Annotated in this window: 19 protein-coding genes; 11 read left to right on the top strand and 8 right to left on the bottom strand. The window is 31.6% G+C overall.

Annotated elements, in window-relative coordinates:
- The first annotated feature begins 14 nt into the window (after positions 1-14).
- The 11 genes from BVF91_RS02380 (at position 15) to BVF91_RS02330 (ending at position 13,799) form a co-directional block, all read left to right on the top strand.
- Positions 15-1,235, top strand: a complete 1,221-nt coding sequence (locus BVF91_RS02380; RefSeq protein WP_085111932.1) for a metallophosphoesterase family protein — start codon at positions 15-17, stop codon at positions 1,233-1,235.
- On the top strand, positions 1,236-3,797 hold the full coding sequence (locus tag BVF91_RS02375; protein ID WP_085111931.1) for an AAA family ATPase: 2,562 nt from the start codon (positions 1,236-1,238) through the stop codon (positions 3,795-3,797).
- A gap of 120 nt (positions 3,798-3,917) precedes the next feature.
- Complete coding sequence (gene rny / locus BVF91_RS02370; RefSeq protein ID WP_206199004.1) at positions 3,918-5,444, top strand: ribonuclease Y; 1,527 nt, start codon at positions 3,918-3,920, stop codon at positions 5,442-5,444.
- A 95-nt stretch (positions 5,445-5,539) separates the two neighbouring features.
- A complete protein-coding gene (locus BVF91_RS02365; RefSeq protein WP_085111929.1) occupies positions 5,540-6,319 on the top strand; it encodes a TIGR00282 family metallophosphoesterase in 780 nt (259 codons plus the stop codon).
- Positions 6,320-6,396: 77 nt separating this feature from the next.
- Entirely contained in the window at positions 6,397-6,657 is a 261-nt protein-coding gene (locus tag BVF91_RS02360) for a stage V sporulation protein S (protein WP_013297863.1), read from the top strand.
- Positions 6,658-6,707: 50 nt separating this feature from the next.
- Entirely contained in the window at positions 6,708-7,523 is an 816-nt protein-coding gene (locus BVF91_RS02355) for a PHP domain-containing protein (protein ID WP_085111928.1), read from the top strand.
- A 56-nt stretch (positions 7,524-7,579) separates the two neighbouring features.
- Positions 7,580-8,767 carry a pyridoxal phosphate-dependent aminotransferase gene (locus BVF91_RS02350; protein WP_085111927.1) on the top strand — a complete coding sequence of 396 codons (1,188 nt, stop codon included), beginning with the start codon at positions 7,580-7,582 and terminating at the stop codon, positions 8,765-8,767.
- 15 nt (positions 8,768-8,782) lie between these two features.
- Positions 8,783-10,207 carry an adenylosuccinate lyase gene (gene purB, locus BVF91_RS02345; RefSeq protein ID WP_085111926.1) on the top strand — a complete coding sequence of 475 codons (1,425 nt, stop codon included), beginning with the start codon at positions 8,783-8,785 and terminating at the stop codon, positions 10,205-10,207.
- Positions 10,208-10,247: 40 nt separating this feature from the next.
- Complete coding sequence (asnS, locus tag BVF91_RS02340) at positions 10,248-11,543, top strand: asparagine--tRNA ligase (RefSeq protein WP_085111925.1); 1,296 nt, start codon at positions 10,248-10,250, stop codon at positions 11,541-11,543.
- Positions 11,544-11,617: 74 nt separating this feature from the next.
- Positions 11,618-12,508, top strand: a complete 891-nt coding sequence (spoVK, locus tag BVF91_RS02335) for a stage V sporulation protein K (protein ID WP_085111924.1) — start codon at positions 11,618-11,620, stop codon at positions 12,506-12,508.
- 4 nt (positions 12,509-12,512) lie between these two features.
- Complete coding sequence (locus BVF91_RS02330; RefSeq protein ID WP_085111923.1) at positions 12,513-13,799, top strand: methionine gamma-lyase family protein; 1,287 nt, start codon at positions 12,513-12,515, stop codon at positions 13,797-13,799.
- 24 nt (positions 13,800-13,823) lie between these two features.
- Here BVF91_RS02330 and lexA read toward each other — a convergent pair whose 3' ends face one another.
- The 8 genes from lexA to mutS form a co-directional block, all read right to left on the bottom strand.
- Positions 13,824-14,447, bottom strand: a complete 624-nt coding sequence (gene lexA, locus BVF91_RS02325) for a transcriptional repressor LexA (RefSeq protein WP_085111922.1) — start codon at positions 14,445-14,447, stop codon at positions 13,824-13,826.
- Between the two features lie 58 nt (positions 14,448-14,505).
- Entirely contained in the window at positions 14,506-15,489 is a 984-nt protein-coding gene (locus BVF91_RS02320) for a tyrosine recombinase XerC (RefSeq protein ID WP_085111921.1), read from the bottom strand.
- A gap of 84 nt (positions 15,490-15,573) precedes the next feature.
- Entirely contained in the window at positions 15,574-16,035 is a 462-nt protein-coding gene (gene rnhA, locus BVF91_RS02315; RefSeq protein WP_085111920.1) for a ribonuclease HI, read from the bottom strand.
- Positions 16,032-16,829: a pyrroline-5-carboxylate reductase gene (proC, locus tag BVF91_RS02310; RefSeq protein WP_085111919.1), complete on the bottom strand. Its 798-nt coding sequence runs from the start codon at positions 16,827-16,829 to the stop codon at positions 16,032-16,034. The genes rnhA and proC overlap by 4 nt, the downstream gene beginning before the upstream one ends.
- Before the next feature lie 67 nt (positions 16,830-16,896).
- Positions 16,897-17,151: an RNA chaperone Hfq gene (gene hfq / locus BVF91_RS02305; protein WP_013788022.1), complete on the bottom strand. Its 255-nt coding sequence runs from the start codon at positions 17,149-17,151 to the stop codon at positions 16,897-16,899.
- A gap of 42 nt (positions 17,152-17,193) precedes the next feature.
- Complete coding sequence (gene miaA / locus BVF91_RS02300) at positions 17,194-18,144, bottom strand: tRNA (adenosine(37)-N6)-dimethylallyltransferase MiaA (RefSeq protein ID WP_085111918.1); 951 nt, start codon at positions 18,142-18,144, stop codon at positions 17,194-17,196.
- An 11-nt stretch (positions 18,145-18,155) separates the two neighbouring features.
- Positions 18,156-19,985 (bottom strand): DNA mismatch repair endonuclease MutL, encoded by a 1,830-nt coding sequence (gene mutL / locus BVF91_RS02295; RefSeq protein WP_085111917.1) that lies wholly within the window; start codon positions 19,983-19,985, stop codon positions 18,156-18,158.
- A 5-nt stretch (positions 19,986-19,990) separates the two neighbouring features.
- Positions 19,991-22,564, bottom strand: a complete 2,574-nt coding sequence (gene mutS, locus BVF91_RS02290; RefSeq protein WP_085111916.1) for a DNA mismatch repair protein MutS — start codon at positions 22,562-22,564, stop codon at positions 19,991-19,993.
- Between the last annotated feature and the right edge of the window lie 12 nt (positions 22,565-22,576).

The raw sequence follows: 22,576 nt of genomic DNA, 5'->3' as shown, positions 1-22,576 counted from the left end.
AGAAGGTGAAACAAATGATAAATATTGCACATACAGCAGATATTCATATTGGAATAGAGAATTACGGTGTTATAAATAAAAAAACAGGATTAAATACTAGATTAGAAGATTTTCTAAATGCGTTTGATCGGTTTGTAGATTATTCTATAGAGAATTGTGACATAGCAGTTATTTCAGGCGATATGTACAAATCAAGAGAACCTAATCCTACTCAGCAAAGAGAACTGGCAAAAAGAATAAAGCGTCTTTCACAACATATTCCTGTTGTCATAAACAACGGAAATCATGACCAACCAAATTCTGATTCGAAAGCAAGGGCTTTTGATATATATAAAATTTTAGATGTAAAGAACGTATATGTAGCCAACAGACCTGATATTTTTCTTATTAAAACTAAAAACGGTCCATTGCAAGTTGCGTGTCTTCCGTATTTTCCTAAAAGTTTTCTTTTGAAACTTGAAGAAAGCAAAAATTTAAGTATAAATGAGATAAACAAAAAAATGATTGAAAAAATAAATACTATTATTGATATTCTTACGGCAAAACTTGATCCTTCTATACCCTCAATTTTATCAGCTCATGTATCCGTAACAGGAGCTATCACCAGCAGTGAAAAAAGCATCATGATTGGAGATGAGGTTGTTGTACCAATAAGCGTAATTGCTAGACCGCAATACAAATACATTGCATTAGGGCACATACATAAATATCAAATAGTATGGGATATGCCACTTGCCGTATACAGTGGCAGCATAGAGAAAATAGATTTTGGGGAAGAAAGAGACGAAAAAGGATTCTGCCATGTGATTATCGATGGACAAAATGTTACACATAAATTTATCACTACGAATTCCAGGCAGTTTAAAACTATCAATATCGAAATAAAAGATGATTCTTCTCCTACTGAAGAAATATTAAAAGCAGCTAAAAAATACGATTTAAAAGAGTCAATTGTCAGACTAAACTTAAAAATTACAAAGGATATCGATAAACACATCAGGTACAGAGAAATAAGCAAATATTTTATTGAAAATTCTTATTATTTTGTTGGCATAAAAAAAGAATTTGATGCTGATAAAGGTGCTTTAAGAAATCCTGAAATAAATGAACAGCTTAATCCAATTGATGCTCTATCGAAATATTTTTTGTCTGTTGATTTAGATGTTGATAAAGATGAACTTCTAAAAAGAGCTTCCCTCTTATACAAAGAATTGATAGAAGAGGTGAACAAATAAATGGTTCCAATAAGGCTTACGTTAAAGAATTTTATGTCATATTCTGAAAACGAAGTAATGGATTTTACAAGGTTTCATATTGCTGCAATTACAGGTAAAAATGGGAATGGCAAATCATCACTTTGGGATGCTATAACATGGTGTATTTGGGGAAGAGCTAGAGGTTTAGACGGCGCTGGCAGAGGCAGTGATGATCTCATAAGAATTGGTGCTGATGAGATGGAAGTAGAATTCATATTCAAAATAAATAATACTAAATATCGAATTCTAAGAAAGAAAAAAAGAAATTCAAGTTCTATCCTTGAGTTTCATATAATAGGTGATGATGGAACATTAAAATCATTGACTCAAGAAAGGTTAGAAGATACAAGGGACAAAATTGAAAGCACTATCATGTTAGATTATGATACTTTTGTCGCTTCATCTTTCATGCCACAAAACAAGTATGGCTTTTTTTCTGAGGCTGATTCGACAAAAAGAAAGGAGATATTTTCTGAGGTCCTGGGCTTAGATATATACGATAGATTACAGGAAAAAGCCAAAATAAAACGCAATGAATATGAGAAAAAGGTAAATATTATAGATGAACAATTGAAACTGTATATGAATGAAGTAAAAGATAAAAATGAGTTAGTTAACAAAAGAGATGAACTTTTAAAAAAATGCAGTGAAAAAAAATGTGAAATTGACAGGTTAAGCATTGATTTAAACGAATTAGATGAAAAAAAGCGTCACATGGATGATAACATAATAAAATACAATGAATATAACGAGAGAATAAAGTTTAACGAAAAAGTAATCTCAGAATACAAAATTATGATGGAGGATATGAAAAATAAAATAAATGAAGTAAATAATCTTTTGAAGGATGAAAGTGCAATCGTTGAAGGATACAATACATTTAAATTTGTAAAAGAACAGATAAAAGAACTTGAAAAAAAATATACTAATTTTAATCAGCTTGAAAGAGAAAAAATCCAAATTGAAACTACCATAAATATATTGAGAAAAGAAACTCAGTTGGAACTAAAGAATTTGCAATTTAAATACAATGATACTTTACTAAGGTACAATGAAATAGAAAATAATGTTTCAAAATTACTTGAATTGGAAAAAGGCTTACAGGAAATTGGTAATTTACAAGAAAAAATAAAATTAAACGATGAAGAAATTCAAAAATCTACTCAAAAAATAGCTGAATATAAAGTTCAACTGGACAATTTTAATAAAAAGACGGAAGAACTTAAAGAAAACTACAAACTAATATTGCAAACTGATGCGAAATGTCCATTGTGTAGTTCGCCACTTGATGAAAATAAAAAAAGTAGTTTGCTGAATGATATCAAAAAAGAAATAAAAGATATAGCAAATAAGATATATGCAATAAATGATGAAATTTTAAAAGAGCAAAACAATATAAGATTTTTAAAAAAAGAGCGTGATAATCTGTTGATGCTTCAAAATAAACGGGGAAAGTTAATAGCTAACATTGATTCACTTAAAAATACTATTGCTGAAAAAGAAAGCTTATTAAATCTACTAAATGAATTAAAGGAAAAAATGAGCGATGTTAATAATTGTTTGGCTAATGAATCTTTTGCTTCTGCTGAGAAAGATAGATTGTCAGATGTTGAAACTAAATTAAAAAATTTAAACTTTTCAATTGAGCTTTATGAAAATATAAAGAATAAATATGAATTATATAGAGACTTTGAAAAAAAATATGAAAGACTTTGCATTTCAAAGCAAAGCTTATCTGATTATCAGGATACATATCAAAGTTATAAAAAGACGATAGAAGTTTATTCAGAGTATTTAAACAAAGACAAAGAAATGTTGGAGTTTTTTAAGTCACAGTTTGCCGGTTATGATAATTTGATAGATGACATAAAAAAATTAAGGCAAAAAATAGATATTATAAACAATGAATATCTAGAACTAAACGCCAATTTAACATCTATTGTTGACCAACTGAATAGGCTAGAAATTTTAGAGAAGAAAATTGTCGATTTAAATAAAGAGAAAGATGTTTATCTATCTGAAATACATTATTACGAAATATTGGAGAAAAGTTTTAGCAAAAAAGGTATACAAGCATTAATTATAGAAAATGCATTGCCGGAATTTGAAGATACTGCCAACAATTTTTTGTCTAAATTATCAGATGGAAGGATGTATGTAAGTCTAGTCACTCAAAAAATTAACAAAAATGGCTCTGTACAAGAAACACTTGATATAGAAATTTCAGATGAATTGGGAAAAAGAAAATACGAACTTTTTAGCGGTGGAGAAGCCTTTAGGATCAATTTTGCGTTGAGAATTGCTTTATCGAAGTTTCTATCAAGAAGAGCAGGTGTTAATTTACAAACCTTAATAATAGACGAAGGCTTTGGATCTCAAGATGTACTTGGACGTCAAAATATTATTGACGTATTGAATATGATAAAAGATGAATTTGAATTAGTCTTAGTAATAACGCATATTGATGAACTTAAAGAAAGCTTTCCATACTCAATAGAAATCACAAAAGATGAAAATGGGTCACATATAGTATATCCTTAAGCACTAAGTCAGTAATATAGCAAGGATGCTAACTTGACATAATTTTGAAATAGGAATAAAATATAAAATGAGTATCAACAAAGGAGGTGTAGGCATATTAACAATATTAGTCCACTATTTATAGCAGTAATTGCATTAATCGCCATAGCAATTGGTCTTTTTGCAGGATATTTCATACGAAAATTTATTGCAGAATCCAAAATAAAAAGCGCTGAAGAATTAGCTAAAACTATTTTGGAAAATGCAAAAAAAGACGGTGAAAATAAAAAAAGAGAGTTGCTTTTGGAAGCAAAAGAAGAAATTCATAGACAACGAACTGATCTCGAAAAGGAAGTCAGGGATCGTAGAGGCGAACTTCAAAGAATGGAAAGGCGTTTAATCCAAAAAGAAGAGTCTCTTGACAGAAGAGCTGAAACATTAGAACAAAAGGATGCAATGATTGAAAGGAAACAAAAAGAAATAAGCGATTTGGAAGAAGAAATTAAAATAATGCATCAAAAAGAAGTTGAAGAATTAGAAAGAATATCCGAATTAACCAGAGAAGAAGCCAGAAATATTTTATTAAACGATGTTAAAAACGAAATATCACATGAAGCTGCTTTGATGATAAAGGAAATTGAAGCTAAAGCAAAAGAAGAAGCAGAAAGCAAAGCGAGGGAAATAGTTGTTACTTCAATTCAACGATGTGCTGTTGATCATGCAGCCGAAACAACTGTTTCGGTAGTAGCATTGCCTAACGATGAAATGAAAGGAAGAATCATAGGTCGTGAAGGCAGGAATATTAGAACCTTAGAGACATTGACAGGTATTGATTTGATAATTGATGATACACCAGAAGCAGTAGTTATATCAGGATTCGATCCAATACGGCGTGAAATCGCCCGTATAGCTTTAGAAAAATTAATTGAAGATGGAAGAATACATCCAGCCAGAATTGAAGAAATGGTGGAGAAAGCTAGAAAAGAAGTCGATAATGTCATTATTAAAGCTGGAGAAGAAGCAACTTTTGAAGTTGGCGTTCACGGAATTCACCCTGAATTGATAAAATTACTTGGAAGATTAAAGTTTAGGACAAGTTACGGGCAGAATGTTTTGAAGCATTCTATAGAAGTTGCTCATTTAGCGGGGCTTATGGCGTACGAACTTGGTGCTGATGCAAATATAGCCAAAAGGGCCGGATTATTGCATGATATAGGAAAGGCAGTAGACCATGAAGTTGAAGGTCCACATGTAATGATAGGGGCAGATCTTGCAAAGAGATATCATGAATCAAATGAAGTCATTCATGCTATAATGGCACATCACAATGATGTTGAGCCTCAGACAGTTGAAGCAGTTTTAGTTCAGTCAGCAGACGCCATATCTGCAGCAAGACCTGGTGCAAGACGCGAGACACTTGAAGCGTATTTAAAAAGATTAAATAAATTAGAGGAAATTGCTAATTCATTTGATGGTGTTGAAAAATCGTATGCTATACAGGCTGGCAGAGAAATAAGAATAATGGTAAAACCAGAGATCATAAACGATGAAACTACGATCATGTTAGCAAGAGAAATTACTAAAAAAATCGAGGAAGAATTGGAATATCCTGGTCAAATTAAGGTTATAGTAGTTAGAGAAACTGTTGCAGTTGATTATGCTAAATAAATTTGAAATAAAGCGTGCATATGCACGCTTTTCGATTTATAATTATCGATTATAGTAGTATAATAATATTATGTTGTAAATGAACGGAGGTTTATATGAATACGCTTATAATAGGTGATATTGTTGGAAGAATCGGAAGAAATATACTAAAAGATAAATTGCGACAATTAATTGAAGAAAATGATATTAATTTAGTCATTGCAAATGCTGAAAATGCTGCGGGTGGAAATGGCATAACACGAAAAGTTGCCGATGAACTTTTTGAAATGGGAATATCGGCTTTAACTATGGGTAACCACGTTTGGGATCAAAAAGAAATTTTTAATTTTATCGATGAAGAAAGAAGAATTGTAAGACCTGCAAATTATCTTCCTAACACCCCTGGAAGAGGTTCTTCTCTGCTTAACATAAACAATGTAAAAATTGGAATTATCAATTTACAAGGTACAGTGTTTATGCCGTGTAATAACAATCCTTTTTTTGTTGCTGATGAAGAAATAAAAATGTTAAAAGAACATACAAATATAATAATTGTCGACTTCCATGCTGAAGCTACATCAGAAAAAATAGCTTTAGGTTATTACTTAGATGGGAAAGTATCATGTGTGTATGGAACACATACACATGTTCAAACGGCAGATGAAAAAATATTGCCAGGTGGCACCGGATATATAACTGATGTGGGAATGACAGGCCCGTATGATTCTGTTTTGGGAATGGACAAAGATAAGATAATAAAAAAATTTACATCTTCTTTGCCTGTTAAATTTGATATTGCAAAAGGCCCAGCTCAAATAAATGGATTGGTAATAAAAATAGACGAATCTACAGGAAAATGTATTGATATTTACAGAATAAACAAAAATTATATATAAGTTTTAATTTAGAAGGATTTTTAATTTTTTTGTAGAATATAGATAATGTATTCGATATATTAAAAGGGGGATATACGATGGAGGTTTTAAAGGTCTCAGCAAAGTCTAATCCAAATTCAGTAGCAGGTGCACTAGCTGGTGTACTCAGAGAACGCGGTGGGGCAGAGGTACAAGCAATTGGAGCAGGTGCATTAAATCAAGCAATAAAAGCAGTAGCTATAGCAAGAGGTTTTGTTGCACCTGGTGGTATCGATTTGATTTGCATACCAGCCTTTACAGACATTGAAATCGATGGAGAGGAACGAACAGCCATTAAGTTGATCGTAGAACCAAGATAAACAACCTGCAAAACAGGTTGTTTTTAGTTTAACATTAGGAGTGGAAATAAATGTTTGCTGACTTGCATATACACACTACTAAATCAGATGGAACACATAAACCAAAAGAAGTAGTATACTTGGCAAAAAAAGCCGGTTTAAGTATTATTGCTATTACAGATCATGATACATTGGAAGGCATTGATGAAGCAATACATGCCTCAAAAATTTTCGACGTAGAAATAATACCTGGGATCGAGCTTAACTCATATGATGGAAAACAAGATGTACACATACTTGGATATTTTATCAATCATAATAATAAAGACTTTTTAGGAAGATTGGCAGAGATTAGAGATTCCAGAATCTCTCGCGCAAAACTAATGATTCAAAAGCTTAATGGAATTGGCGTTAACATAAATTATGATGATGTACTAAAATACGCTAAAGAATCTTACATAGGACGACCTCATATTGCAAGAGCTATAGTTGAGGCAGGTTATTCAAAAAGCGTAAAAGAAGTTTTCGACAGATATATTGGTGAAGGACAACCAGCTTATGTTGAGAGATATAGGCTTCATCCATTTGAATCAATTAAAATGATAAAAGATATTGGTGGCATACCTGTATTGGCGCATCCAGGTCTTCTTAAAGATAAAAAAATTATAAGTCATCTTATCGAAAATGGTTTAAAAGGCATCGAAGTATATCATTCGAAACACAGCAAGGATGATACAGCGTTTTTTAAAAATTTTGCCATAGAAAATAATTTGTTGATAACCGGCGGTTCAGATTTTCATGGAATTGATGTAGATGGAAAATATCTGTTGGGCACAGTAAAGCTTGATTACGAATATGTAGTAAAACTTAAAGAAAGTATTAAATAGTAGAAATAATATCAAAAATAAGTTAAAATAATAGATATACTGTAGGAGGTGGAAATATGAGATTATCGGACAAGGCTCTTAGCATTAGTCCTTCACTGACATTAGATATTACCGCCAAAGCAAATAGAATGAGAAAATCAGGAATAAATGTGATTGGTTTTGGAGCAGGAGAACCTGATTTTGATACACCTGATTATATAAAAGAATCAGCAATTAGTGCTATAAGAGAAGGTTACACAAAATATACACCTACTTCAGGTATTTTGGAGCTAAAAGAAGCAATAGTACAAAAGTTAAAAAGAGACAATAATTTATCTTATGATGTTTCTCAAATAGTAGTTTCAAATGGTGCTAAACAGGCAATCTTTAATACATTATGTGCCATATTAAATCAAGGTGACGAAGTCATAATTCCTTCTCCTTATTGGCTTAGCTATCCTGAAATGGTTAAGTTAGCTGGCGGTGTTCCAGTTTTTATTGATACTGCAGAAAGCAATAATTTTAAAATTACTGCAACGCAATTAGAAGAAGCAATAAGCGATAAGACAAAAGCAATTATTATAAATAGCCCAAATAATCCTACTGGGGCAGTTTATAATGAAGATGAATTGAAAAATATAGCATCTTTAGCTGTAAAACATAACATTTATGTGATTTCTGATGAAATTTATGAAAAGTTAATTTACAATGGGAAACATGTCAGCATTGCTTCTTTTAATGAAGGAATAAAAAATTTGACAATTATAATAAATGGCATGTCAAAAGCTTATTCAATGACAGGATGGAGGATTGGATATTCTGCATCAAATCCTGAGATTGCTAAATTAATTAACAATATTCAAAGTCATACTACATCAAATCCTAATACAATAGCTCAATATGCCAGTGTTGCAGCACTGAATCAAGGCGATGATACGATCAAAGCTATGGTTGTTGAATTTAAGAGAAGACGGGATTACATGCTTCAAAGAATAAATAAAATAGATGGTTTAAAGGCTATCGCACCAGATGGCGCATTTTATATAATTATCAACATTAGTAATTTTATTGGGACTGAAATAGATGGAAGAAAAATAAATGGTTCCATTGATTTTGCTAATTTTCTTTTAGAAAAAGCTAAAGTTGCTGTAATACCATGTCTTCCATTTGGCAATGATAATTATATTAGAGTTTCGTATGCAACATCGATGAATAATATTGAAGAAGGCTTCAATAGAATAGAAAACTTATTAACAAATTTTTAGAAATCGGAGGTAATTATGTCAAATCTATATGAAAATCCATTGATAACACGTTATGCAAGCAAAGAAATGTCTCAAATATTCTCAGATGATGAAAAATTCAAAACTTGGAGAAAGCTATGGATCGCTTTAGCAAAAAGCGAAAAAGAATTAGGGCTTAATATTACCGATGAACAAATAGAAGAGATGGAGAAACATGTTGAAGATATAAATTACGAAGATGCTAAGAGACTGGAAAAAGAACTTCGGCACGATGTCATGGCACATATTAGAGCATATGGCCTGCAGTGTCCAAAGGCAAAGCCAATTATACACTTAGGAGCAACATCTGCTTTTGTGGATGATAATACAGATATTATACTTATGTATAAAGGATTCCAGATAATCAGAAAAAAATTACTTAAGCTAATTGAGATACTTTCAGATTTTGCATTAAAATATAAAGATATACCTACATTGGGTTTTACTCACTTTCAACCAGCTCAGTTGACAACTGTCGGGAAAAGAGCTACTCTATGGATTCAAGATTTGATATTTGATTACGAAGATCTTGAATATAGGCTTAAAAATATAAAGCTAAGAGGCGTAAAAGGAACAACAGGAACACAGGCAAGTTTCATGGAGCTGTTTAATGGTGACGAAGAAAAAGTAAAACTGCTTGATAGGCTTGTAGTAGAAAAGATGGGCTTTGACAAATCGTTTGACGTAACTGGCCAAACTTACACAAGGAAGTATGACTTTTTGCTTCTTTCTGTTTTAAGTGAAATAGCTCAAAGTGCACACAAATTCAGCAATGATATAAGATTGTTGCAGCATTTAAAGGAAATAGAAGAACCATTTGAAGAAAAACAAGTAGGCTCATCAGCAATGGCATATAAAAGAAATCCAATGAGATGCGAAAGGATAGCATCACTTTCCAGGTACGTTATTACGGCACTGCTTAATTCATCAATTACATCATCTTCACAATGGTTTGAAAGAACACTTGATGATTCTGCCAATAGAAGAATTATAATACCAGAGATGTTTCTCGCAACTGATGCTATTTTAAATTTATATTTAAATGTCGCATCTGGATTACAGGTGAATACCAAAATAATTAACAAGCATGTCATGAATGAACTGCCATTTATGGCTACTGAAGCAATTTTAATGGAATGTGTTGTAAAAGGCGGAGATAGACAAGAATTGCATGAAGTCATACGTGAAAATTCGCTAAAGGCCCAGGAAATTATTAAAAACGGTGGAGAAAATCAGCTATTAGATATGTTAAAAAAAGATGAAAGAATAATTTTGTCAGACACAGAGATTGATGATATTATAAATCCTATCAAATTTACTGGAAGAGCTATAAATCAGACGGTAGAATACATAAAGAATGTGGTTAAACCGTTGCTTAATGCAAATCGCATTGAAGACGTAGAAGTCAGTATAGAAGTATAAAAATAATTATGTTATAATTTACGTGATAGGAGGCGTAAATATGAATCTGATAAAAATAAAAGAAATGAAAGATCATGTGGGGGAAGAAGTTACAATTAATGGATGGCTATACAATAAAAGATCCAGCGGGAAAATTAAATTTTTAATAATACGAGATGGATCTGGATTTGTTCAGGGCATAGTTGTAAAAAATGAAGTAGACGAAAATGTCTTTGAACTTTGCGACAAATTAACACAGGAATCTTCTATATCAGTTTCTGGCATTGTGAGAAAAGATGAAAGATCTCCTTTCGGTTTCGAACTTACAGTTAAAAATGTAGATTTAATACAGATGGCTTTTAATGATTATCCTATTTCATTAAAAGAACATGGAGTAGATTTTTTATTAGACAATAGACACCTTTGGATCAGAACACCGAGACAGCAGGCAATTTTGTCTATTCGCCATGAAGTTATAAAGGCAATACAAGAGTTTTTAAATAATAATGATTTTGTAAGAATTGACTCGCCAATCATAACACCATCTACTTGTGAAGGAACTTCAGACCTTTTTCAAATAGATTATTTTGGTGAAAATGCTTATCTTTCACAAACTGGTCAGTTGTATCAAGAAGCTGCTGCCATGGCATTTGGTAAGGTGTACAGCTTTGGTCCAACATTTAGAGCTGAAAAATCAAAAACGAGAAGACACTTAAATGAGTTTTGGATGGTTGAGCCTGAAATGGCTTTTGTCGATCATTACGGCAATATGGAAGTTCAAGAAAAGTTGGTAGAATACATAGTTCAATCTGTATTAGAAAACTGTTCAAGGGAATTAAAAGAACTTGGAAGAGATCTAGGTAAGCTGGAAAAAATCAAAACTCCTTTTCCTCGATTGACATACGATGAAGCAATTGAGCTTTTGAATAAAAATGGATATGAGATTCAATGGGGGAATGATTTGGGCTCGCCAGATGAGACATTCTTGTCAAATCAATTCGATAAACCTGTCTTCATAACTGAATACCCTGCCAAATGCAAAGCCTTTTACATGCAGCCGAAAGAAGATAGACCTGAAGTAGTGCTATGTGCAGATTTGCTTGCACCTGAAGGCTATGGGGAGATTATTGGAGGCAGTCAGCGTATTCACGATTATGATTTGTTAGTAAAAAGGCTGAAAGAAGAAAATTTGCCTATTGATATGTACGATTGGTATCTTGATTTAAGAAAATATGGCACTGTACCACATTCCGGCTTTGGACTTGGTATAGAGAGAACAGTTGCATGGATAACTAATACAGAACATGTGAGAGAATGCATACCATTTCCAAGAACACTGTCCAGAATTCGCCCATAATAAACAGTATGAACATTTCACATCCCAATATCATAAAATAGTATTAGCGAAAAATGTATTGGGATGTGATTGTCATGAGTATATGGTCTGTAAACTTTGAAAATTATAAGATTGAAAAAAAATCAAAATCTGATGACAATAAAAATATAGAAAAAGATAAAAACCTCGAGATAGAAGCATTAAAAGAATTAAACTCTTTAATTGGCCTTAACAAAGTAAAACAAATAATAAACGAGTTATATGCTTTAGAGCAAGTTCAAATTAAGAGGAAAAATGCAGGATTAGTGACAGATCCAATAGTTTTACATATGGTGTTTAAGGGGAATCCTGGTACTGGAAAGACAACCGTTGCAAGAATATTGGGTAAGCTTTTAAAGGGCATTGGAGTCCTTAACAAAGGACATGTGGTAGAAGTGGAAAGAGCCGACTTAGTTGGCGAATACATAGGACATACGGCTCATAGAGTACAAGAAAATGTAAAAAAAGCATTAGGCGGAATATTATTTGTAGATGAAGCTTATTCCTTGGCAAGGGGTGGAGAAAAGGACTTTGGTAAAGAGGCGATTGATACTTTAGTCAAAGCAATGGAAGATTACAAAGATCAATTTGTCTTGATTTTGGCAGGTTATAGAGATGAAATGGAATATTTTCTAAACACAAACCCAGGTTTAAGATCTAGATTCCCTATACAAATTGATTTTCCTGACTACACTATAGATGAATTGTTACGGATTGCAGAATTAATGACAAAGAATAGGCAATACGTACTAACAGATAGCGCAAAAAGAAAAATAATGAAAGTTTTAATTAATGACAATACTACAAGAGAAATAGGCAATGCGAGATTGGTTAGAAACATAATTGAAAGAGCTATAAGAAAACAAGCTGTAAGAGTAATAAATAAAAAAACAATAACAAAAGACGATTTGATGATAATTGATTCTATTGATATTAGAGAGGATTGAGAATATGTCGGAAAACATACTTGAAGAAAAATTTAACATCTCTAAAGATGTTATTTTTTTGCTTGAAAAGGCAGAAAATGATGTTGAAGAGGAGTTTAAAAAAATTGATAAGATCGTAGAAAAAAATCAATACAAAGTATTGTACGCAATGCAAAAGAATCATTTGAGCGATATACATTTTAATGGAACAACAGGATATGGTTATGGCGACATAGGAAGAGATACAATAGAAAAAATATATTCTGACATATTTAACACACAAGACGCCTTAGTAAGGCCTCAAATAGTTTCTGGAACACATGCCATATCTTTATGCCTTTATGGTGTATTAAGACCAAATGATGAGCTAATATCGGCTTGTGGAACACCGTATGATACTCTTACTGATATAATAGGGAAGGGAAGCAATAGCAACAATGGTTCTCTTACAGATTTAGGAATTATATACAAAGAAATTCCTCTTTTAAAAAACGGGAAAATTGATGTAGAAAGACTTATAGGCGAAGTTTCAAGAAAAACAAAAATGGTTATGATACAGAGATCAAAAGGATATGACTTTAGGTATTCACTTTCTATTGATGATATTGAATTTGTTATTAAAAAGTTGAAAGACAAAAATAAAGATATAATTGTATTTGTAGACAATTGTTATGGCGAATTTACAGAAGATTTAGAACCTACAGACGTTGGAGCAGATCTGATTGCAGGCTCTTTGATAAAAAATCCTGGAGGTGGTATATCTCCTACAGGTGGTTATGTTGCAGGAAAGAAAGAGCTTGTTGAAAAAGCAGCATACAGATTATTTGCACCTGGGATAGGGAAGAAGGTTGGCCCTACACTGAATACAAATCGTTTAACATTAGAAGGATTATTTTTTTCACCTTTGATTGTTGGCAATGCATTGAAAGGAGCTATAATTTTAGCTAAAATAATGGAAACGCTGGGATATGAAGTTTTGCCAAGATTCAATGATTTGAGAACAGATATTGTACAAGCAATTAGATTTAAAACAAAAGAAGAATTAATTACTTTCATTCAAAGCATCCAGAAAGGTTCTCCTGTTGATTCACATGTGGTTCCTGAACCATGGGATATGCCAGGATATGACGATCAAGTTATTATGGCTGCAGGGGGATTTATTCAAGGTTCATCTATTGAATTAAGTGCTGATGCTCCTATTAGGAAACCATATACAGCTTATGTACAGGGTGGTTTATCATATTATCAAGTAAAGCTTAGCCTTATGATTGCAATAAGCAATATGATAGAGAAAGGATTCATCAAAATCTAAATTTAAGAAAGCTCAAACGAATCATCATTTGAGCTTTCTTATTACTCCAACTACTTTTCCTAAAATCATCACATCATCTACAATTATAGGGTTCATTGAAGGATTTTCAGGTTGCAACCTTATATGATTGTTTTCTTTATAAAATCTTTTCACAGTTGCTTCATCTTCCATTAAAGCTACTACAATGTCACCGTTGTCTGCGTATGACTGCTTTCTAATTATGATGTAATCACCGTCTAATATACCCGCATTTATCATGCTTTCTCCGCGAACTTTTAAAATAAAACTTTCACTTTCATAACCTGTAATAAGATCTCTCGGTACAGAATAATACTCTTCAATATTTTGAACAGCTAATATAGGAGTTCCAGCAGTGACCTTGCCAATGACAGGCAACTTTACAACGTCGCTAATATACTTTTCATCATTGCTTAAAACCTCAATAGCTCTTGGTTTTGTTGGATCTCTTCTAATATAGCCTTTTTTCTCAAGGCGCGACAAGTGTCCATGAACTGTTGATGTAGAACGCAAGCCCACAGCTTTCCCAATTTCTCTAACCGATGGTGGATATCCTTTGCGTTTAATTTCACTCTTTATAAAATCAATTATCTCTTGTTGCTTAATGCTTATTTTAGATACATCTTTCACGATTAGACCCCTCCAAATTTTTCTTTATTATAACACAAAGGCACAATTTAATCAAACATTAGTTCTTATTATCAATATTCAATTCAGAGAGGGGATTCTTACTTACAGCGTCTCTCAGTTGACTGTCATCAACGTGTGTATATATCTGTGTAGTTGATACGTTAGAATGTCCTAATAACCTTTGTAATGTTCTGATATCAACCTTTCCATATCTGTACATAAGTGTCGCTGCCGTATGCCTAAGTTTATGAGTAGAATACTTTTTGCCATCAAGATTAGCGTCTTTTAAATGTTTTTTAACGATGTATTGTATAGTCTTAATGCTTATCCTTTGCAATCTTTTGCTTAAAAACAATGCCTTTTTGTCTTTAACGCCGTCATGTGGCCTAACTTTTAAATAATCGTTTATGGCATTTATACACGCATCATTAAGGTAAACAGTCCTCTGTTTGTTTCCTTTTCCAATAACAGTAAGTTTATCATCTTTAATATCGCTAATATTTATATTTGCTAATTCTGACAGTCTAAGTCCACAATTTAAGAACAAGGTGATTATGGCGTAATCCCGCTCTTTAAATTCTCCATCAATAGAGTTTAATAATTTTACACTTTCATCTAATGTCAAATATACAGGCTGTCTAATGCCAAGCTTAGGTGACTCTAATTCCAAAGCAGGGTTTTTTGTTATTATTTTTCTTTTTGCGTATAGGTAATTATAAAAAGATCTTAAACTTGCAACTTTGCGAGCGCGGGCTGGAGGAGTATTAGATCTTTCATGTGTGACAAAAGATAAAAAAGCATACAAATCATTTAAATCGATCGACTCAATGAGAGAGATATCAATATCGCTAATATCGATGTTATCAAAATCCGAATCAGAGCATAGATTTTTTCTAACCTTTATAAATCTGAAAAACAAAATTAAATCGTATAAATAGGCTTTAACAGTATTAGGTGATCTAGCTTTTATAGTAGAAAAATAGTTTAAGAATTCTTCAAGAATAGGAGGTAATTCTAAATTATCTTTAGTTGAGATAAACATGTCAAAAATTCACCTCTATAAACTTTATGTACACCCAATTATACGAAATAGTTATTTCGTATAATTGGGTGTTGATTTAAAAAATTATTTTATAACTCCAATTTGATGTTTTTTTATCTCATCAGTGGCCAGTTTATCACATCTATTATTGTATTCATTATCAGCATGTCCTTTGACTTTAATCCATTTAATATTATGTATCGATGATAAATCTAATAATTTAAGCCACAGGTCTTTGTTTTCCACAGGAGCCTTATCAGACTTAATCCAGCCTCTTTTCAGCCAATTGTCTATCCATTTTTGATTAAATGCATTTATTAAGTAACTACTATCGCTATATAAATTTACATTACAAGGCCTTTTTAGCATTTTTAAAGCTTCTATAGCGGCTGTCAATTCCATTCTGTTATTAGTGGTATTTTCTTCGTAGCCTGATATTTCTTTTATTATGTCTTTATAAATCAAAATTGCTCCCCAGCCACCTGGACCAGGATTACCACTACAAGCGCCATCAGTATATATAGTAACATCAGACATATTTATCATTGTTTGTTTCCCTTTACTTTTTCAAAAGATGAAATTACAGCTTCAAAAACAGCACTTCTTAATCCGTACCTTTCCAAAGTCCTGACACCTTGTATTGTAGTTCCAGATGGTGATGTAACCATATCTTTTAAATAGCCAGGATGAAAACCTGTTTTTAAAACCATACTACCAGAACCCGAAACAGCTTTTGAAGACAATTTGTAGGCTACATCTCTCGGTAAACCTAACGATACACCAGCGTCAGATAAAGCTTCAATAAACATGTACACGTAAGCTGGGCTACAACTTGATATTGCCATTGCCGCATCTATTAGATTTTCTTTTATCTCAACTATTTCTCCACATGATTTGAATATTTTCTCAACTATTTCTTTATCATTAGAAGATATATCTTCAGGATACGATATAGCTGTAATACCTTCTCCAATCAAAGCCGGTGTATTGGGAATTGTACGCACTATCTTCCCTTTATTTAAAATGCTCTTTACGTGATCAATACTAATTCCAGGGGCAATTATAATAATAATTTTATTTTCATCTACATCGTTTTTTATTTCTTCCAAGACGCTATCATATAAATTTGGCTTTATTGCTAAAATAACAACATCACACTCATTTATCACATCGACATTGCTTTTAGATATGTTTATGCTTAATTCATCCTTTAATTTTAAAAGTTTGTCATACGAAATATCATAGGCATATATATCATTTGCAGTGGCAAACTCAGAATTTATTAAGCCGTTGATTAAAGCTGTCCCCATATTACCGGTTCCTATAAATCCAATTTTCATAAACATATACCTCCAATATTTAAAAACAGTATTAGCTATTCTAATACTGTTTTTGCGTTTTCTTACATTATTGCTGCTTTTCATCCTTCTCAGTCGTTGTAAAAATTACTGGCTTTAAAGGAGTTATTGTAGAAACAGCGTGTTTGTATATAAGCTGCTGTTGTTTATTATCTGTTTCCAAAACAACCGTAAAATTGTCAAAACCTTTAACCATGCCTTTTAACTGAAAGCCATTAATCAGATAAACTGTTACAGCAATATGTTCTTTTCTTACCTGATTTAAAAAAATATCCTGTAAATTGATAGCTGTTTTTTGATTCATATAGCCATCCCCCTTCTATTGTTGTTAATAATTATTTATATTCTACTTAAATTTTAATTTTCCTGCTAAAAAAGAAATAATATTTTTTTCAAGATCTTCAAAGCTACTATAATCATCAACATAAAACCAATTTATGGTTTCATAACTTTTAAACCATGTTATCTGCCTTTTTGCATACCTCCTTGTCTTCGTTTTTAAATCAGCAATTGCTTCTTCTAATGAAACTTTTCCCTCCAGATATTCTACAATTTCTTTATACCCTAAAGCCTGCATAGATGTACCATACTTATTATACCCTATTTTTAGCAAATTTACCACTTCATCTATTAAATTATTTTTTATCATCGCATCTACTCTATCATCAATTTTTTTATACAAAGTTTCTCTATTTCTGTAATTTAAACCTATCATTATGGCATTGTAGTCTGGATTGACGCGCTTATTGCTTAATTCCTGATAAACAGAAATTGGTATCCCGGTAAATTGGTAAACCTCTAAAGCTCTAATGACTCTTCTTAAGTCATTTGGATGAAGTTTAGAATAAGTTTTAGGGTCGATCATTTTTAACCTTTCAAATAAATATTCATTGCCTAAAACAGACGCTATATTTTTTAGGGCAGATCTAAAATCATCATTGCCAATATACTCTGAAAAATTCATTATGTAAATCAATGAATCCACATATAAGCCTGTACCGCCAACAACAATTGGTAATTTCCCTCTTTTAAAAATATCATCTATCAATGGTTTAGCCATTTTCTCGTATTCAGCGACACTAAATTTAACGTTTGGTTCAACTATATCTATCATATAATGTGGTATACCTTGTCTTTCTTCATCTGTTACTTTAGCAGTTCCAATATTCATATATTTATATATCTGCATCGAATCAGCAGATATTATTTCACCATTATAAAATTTAGCAATTTCTATAGATAATCTTGACTTTCCTGAAGCAGTTGGTCCTACGATTATTAATAATGGTATTGCCATTGAAACACCTCTTACATGATCCTTTTAAACATTTTTTCTAATTCATATTTTTTTATCGATACTATTACCGGCCGCCCATGTGGACACGTATAGGGATTTTCAGTAACTTTTAAATCATTAAATAAGGAGGTAATCTCCTCTTTTGATAAACTGTCCATTGCTTTAACTGCCTTTTTGCAAGCCATCATTATTATTGTTTCCTCTTTTAAATTAATGTCTTTGTTAAAATCATCTCTTTTCAATTTATCAATTATGTCAATGAATAGTTGTCTTGATTCTGGCTGACCTAATACAACCGGCACTTCTCTTAATATAATTGAATTATTTCCAAAACTTTCAAATTTATAACCCAATTTATTAAATAATTCTATGTTCTCATTAATTATAACATCATCACCAGGTTCAATATTTATCAGAATGGGGATAGTTGTCTGTTTTCCCTGAACATTATTATACATGTTCATAAACTTTTCATACAATATCCTTTCATGCGCAGCATGTTGATCTACTAAGTATATCACGTCGTCTTTTTCTACAATTATATAAGTTGAAAAAATCACACCAACGATTTTATAATCATCACGTTCATCAGGCAATGTATTAAAATTTTCTATGTGCGTATTTTCGATTTCTTTGTTGAAAGCATTGACATCATTGTAATCAAAATAAGCCTTTTCGCTGCTTTCCTTTACGTTGGATACTAAACTTTTGTTATTTGGATAGACTTCTAATATTTTATTAGTTGACTCTTCTTCTATCATATTAAGCTGTTTCGGATTAGATTTTTCTTCTACTTTATTTTCTGTGATATCTGCATATGTAAACATATCATGTCTAATAGTTGGAATAAGATTTGATCTATTTAAAGCATTTTTTATACTTTTGTATATAGAGTCAAAAATTTCCTTTTCGTCTGAAAATTTAACTTCTAATTTTGTTGGATGAACATTTACGTCTATATTTTTAGGATCAATATTTAAATACGTAATCGCAACAGGATATCTATTTACTGGAATCAATGTTTTATATGCTTCTTCAACAGCAGTTGTATAGATCTTGTTTTTTACAAACCTTCCATTGACAAATAAAATTTGCATGTTTCGATTTCCTCTTGTATATGAAGGCTTACATAAAAATATTTTTATATTCATATATTCATCATTGTATTCAGTCTCTATCAAATTTGAATACAATTCGTCACCATAAAGCCTTAAAATGACCTCATTGACAGAATTATTTCCAGACGTCATAAATTCCATTCTTTTATCTTTTATGTATTTAAATGATATGTCCGGCCTTGAAAGGGCAATTTTAGCTACCATATCTGTTATATACATTGCCTCTGTAGATGGTCGCTTTAAAAACTTTCTCCTTGCTGGTGTATTGTAAAACACATCTTTTACTTCAACGCTACAGCCCTTCTCGCATCCGCACTTAACTTTTTTTAAAATTTTTCCACCTTCAACATTAATCAAAGTTCCATACAAGGAATTTTCTTCCTTAGTCTTTAACAAAACTTTTGATATAGACGCAATACTTGCTAATGCTTCACCGCGAAACCCTAATGTCCCTATGTTAAAAAGATCATCTGTTGATTTTATCTTGCTTGTAGCATGACGCCCAAAAGCTAAAACAGCATCAATTTCATTCATACCGCAACCATCATCTAAAACCTTTATGTAAGGTATTCCACCATCTATTATTTCAATTGTAATGTTCTTACTATCTGCGTCTATTGAATTTTCTACAAGTTCTTTAACTATAGACATTGGTCTTTCAACAACTTCACCAGCAGAAATTTTATTTATCAACTCATCATCTAAAAGGTTGATTTTATTCATTGAGATCACATCCTTAATGAAAGGGCTTTTTTCTTTAAATCGTATAAATAATTTAAAGCTTGTATAGGTGTAATATTTTCTATATCTAAGTCAACTATTTCTTCTATCAACGTTTCTTTTTCTAAGCTGAATATATCAATCTGAGTAGGCATAAATGTAGTGGCCACTTCTAAGTCGCTATTCTCTAAATTATTCAATATTTTTTTCGCATTTTGAATGACTTCATCCGGCAGTCCAGCTAATTTTGCAACCTGAATGCCATAGCTTTTATCTGCCGCACCAGGTATTATCTTTCGCAAAAAAATTATTTCATCATCCGTTTCTTCAACAGAGATATTATAATTTTTAATTCCATCTAGCTTGTCTTCTAAATTAGTTAATTCATGATAATGTGTTGCAAACATAGTTTTTGCCTTTATTTTATCATGAATGTATTCAAGAATAGCACATGCTATGCTCATACCGTCATAAGTGCTTGTACCACGTCCAACTTCATCAAGTATAATTAAACTGTTTTTTGTGGCAGAATTTAATATTATTGATACCTCATTCATTTCCACCATAAAAGTACTTTGCCCGGAAAACAAATCATCAGAAGCACCTACTCTTGTAAAAATCCTATCGACAACACCTATTTCAGCATAAGATGCAGGAACAAAGCTGCCAATTTGAGCCATCAAAACAATTAATGCAACTTGCCGCATGTAAGTAGATTTTCCGGCCATATTTGGCCCTGTTATAATCATGATAGGTTTTTTGCCATCAATTTCGATATCATTTGATATAAAAGAGTCATCCATAATCGTTTCAATGACTGGGTGTCTTCCATCTTTTATTACAATCCTGTCACTGCTATTTACCACAGGCTTAACATAATTATTTGTTTCTGCCACTGTCGCCAGAGAAACGAGAACATCTAAAATAGCTATATATCTGGACGTCATCTGTATTCGATATATCTCATTTTTTATCTGCTCTCTTATACGGTCAAATATTTCATACTCCATCTCTACAAGCTTAGTTTCTGCACCAAGAATTTTTTCTTCTATTTCTTTAAGTTCTGGAGTAATATACCTCTCAGCATTAGCAAGTGTCTGCTTTCTAATATAATTTTCGGGAACAGATGAAATATATGATTTTGATACTTCAATATAGTAACCAAATACTTTATTATAACCAATTTTTAATGTTTTTATGCCGGTTTTTTCTTTCTCATATGCTTCAAGGTTTGCTATCCATGATTTACCGTCTATCGATGCTCTTCTTAATTCATCAATATTTTTATCAAAACCATCTTTTATGATATTTCCTTCCTTAACATTAGAAGATGGATCATCTTTAATTGATTTATCGATTAAATCATGTATATCTTGCAATGTATCTAACTTACTAAATATCTCTTTTAAATAATTAGAATTGTACTTATCAAGCAATTGTTTTAACTTAGGAAGCCTTTCAATTGAGATCTTTATAGATAAAAGATCTTTTGCATTTATATTTTGATAAACTAATTTGCTGGAAAGCCTTTCTAAATCATAAATCCCCTTTAAAATATCTCTAATATCCAATCGCCCTTTATAATCATTGTATAATTCCGAAACAGAATCCAATCGATAATTGATTTTTTCTACATCTATTAAGGGTTCTTCTAACCATCTTTTAAGTAATCTTCCCCCCATAGGTGTAACAGTTTGATCTAATACACTGAGTAAAGTTCCACTTTTAGAATGATCTCTATTTATTGAATATATGATTTCCAAGTTTCTTATTGTGTTATTATCAAGCAACATGAAAGAATTGTCTTCATAATAAGTTAAATTGTTTAATTGGTTTAATTCAACCTTCTGCATTTCTTTTAAGTACAAAAGAACAGATGCTAAAGATTTTATTGCATATTTTTTCCTCTCTAATTTTAAATCTTTCAGTGACTTGTTAAATTGAGTTATTATTACATCTTCTGCATTATTTAATACTTTATCATATTTGTTTATAAAAACTTTACTTGAATTTAAAATTTTCACTAATCTTTTTAATTCAAAAAAATCATTATTGGCTATTATTTCAGAAGGACTGTATCTCATTATTTCGTCGTATATTTTTCTTATATCGTTACACTTTGTAATTTGTGTCACAAATAATTCTCCTGTCAACACATCAACAAAAGACAATCCATAGCCGTCTCCTTCTTTAAATATAGATAAAAGGTAATTATTGCTTTTCTCCTCTAATGAATTTGTGTTTATTACAGTACCTGGAGTAAAAACTCGTATGACATCTCTTTCTACCAATCCTTTGGCATAAGCAGGATCCTCCAACTGTTCACAAATTGCTACTTTATATCCTTTTTTGACTAGTTTATCTATATAAAAATCTGCGGCATGAAACGGCACTCCAGCCATTGGTGCTCTTTCTTCTTGTCCACAATCTTTACCTGTCAAAACTATTTCCAATTCTTTTGATGCAATTACTGCATCATCAAAAAACATTTCATAAAAATCACCGATCCGAAAAAATAAAATCGAATCTTTGTACTTCTCTTTTATTTTTAAATATTGTTCCATCATAGGAGTATACGGCATTAAAACTACCTC

It is taken from the genome of Thermoanaerobacterium sp. PSU-2, from assembly GCF_002102475.1.
Lineage (GTDB): Bacteria > Bacillota > Thermoanaerobacteria > Thermoanaerobacterales > Thermoanaerobacteraceae > Thermoanaerobacterium.
This window is presented reverse-complemented; position numbering and strand designations above follow the sequence as displayed.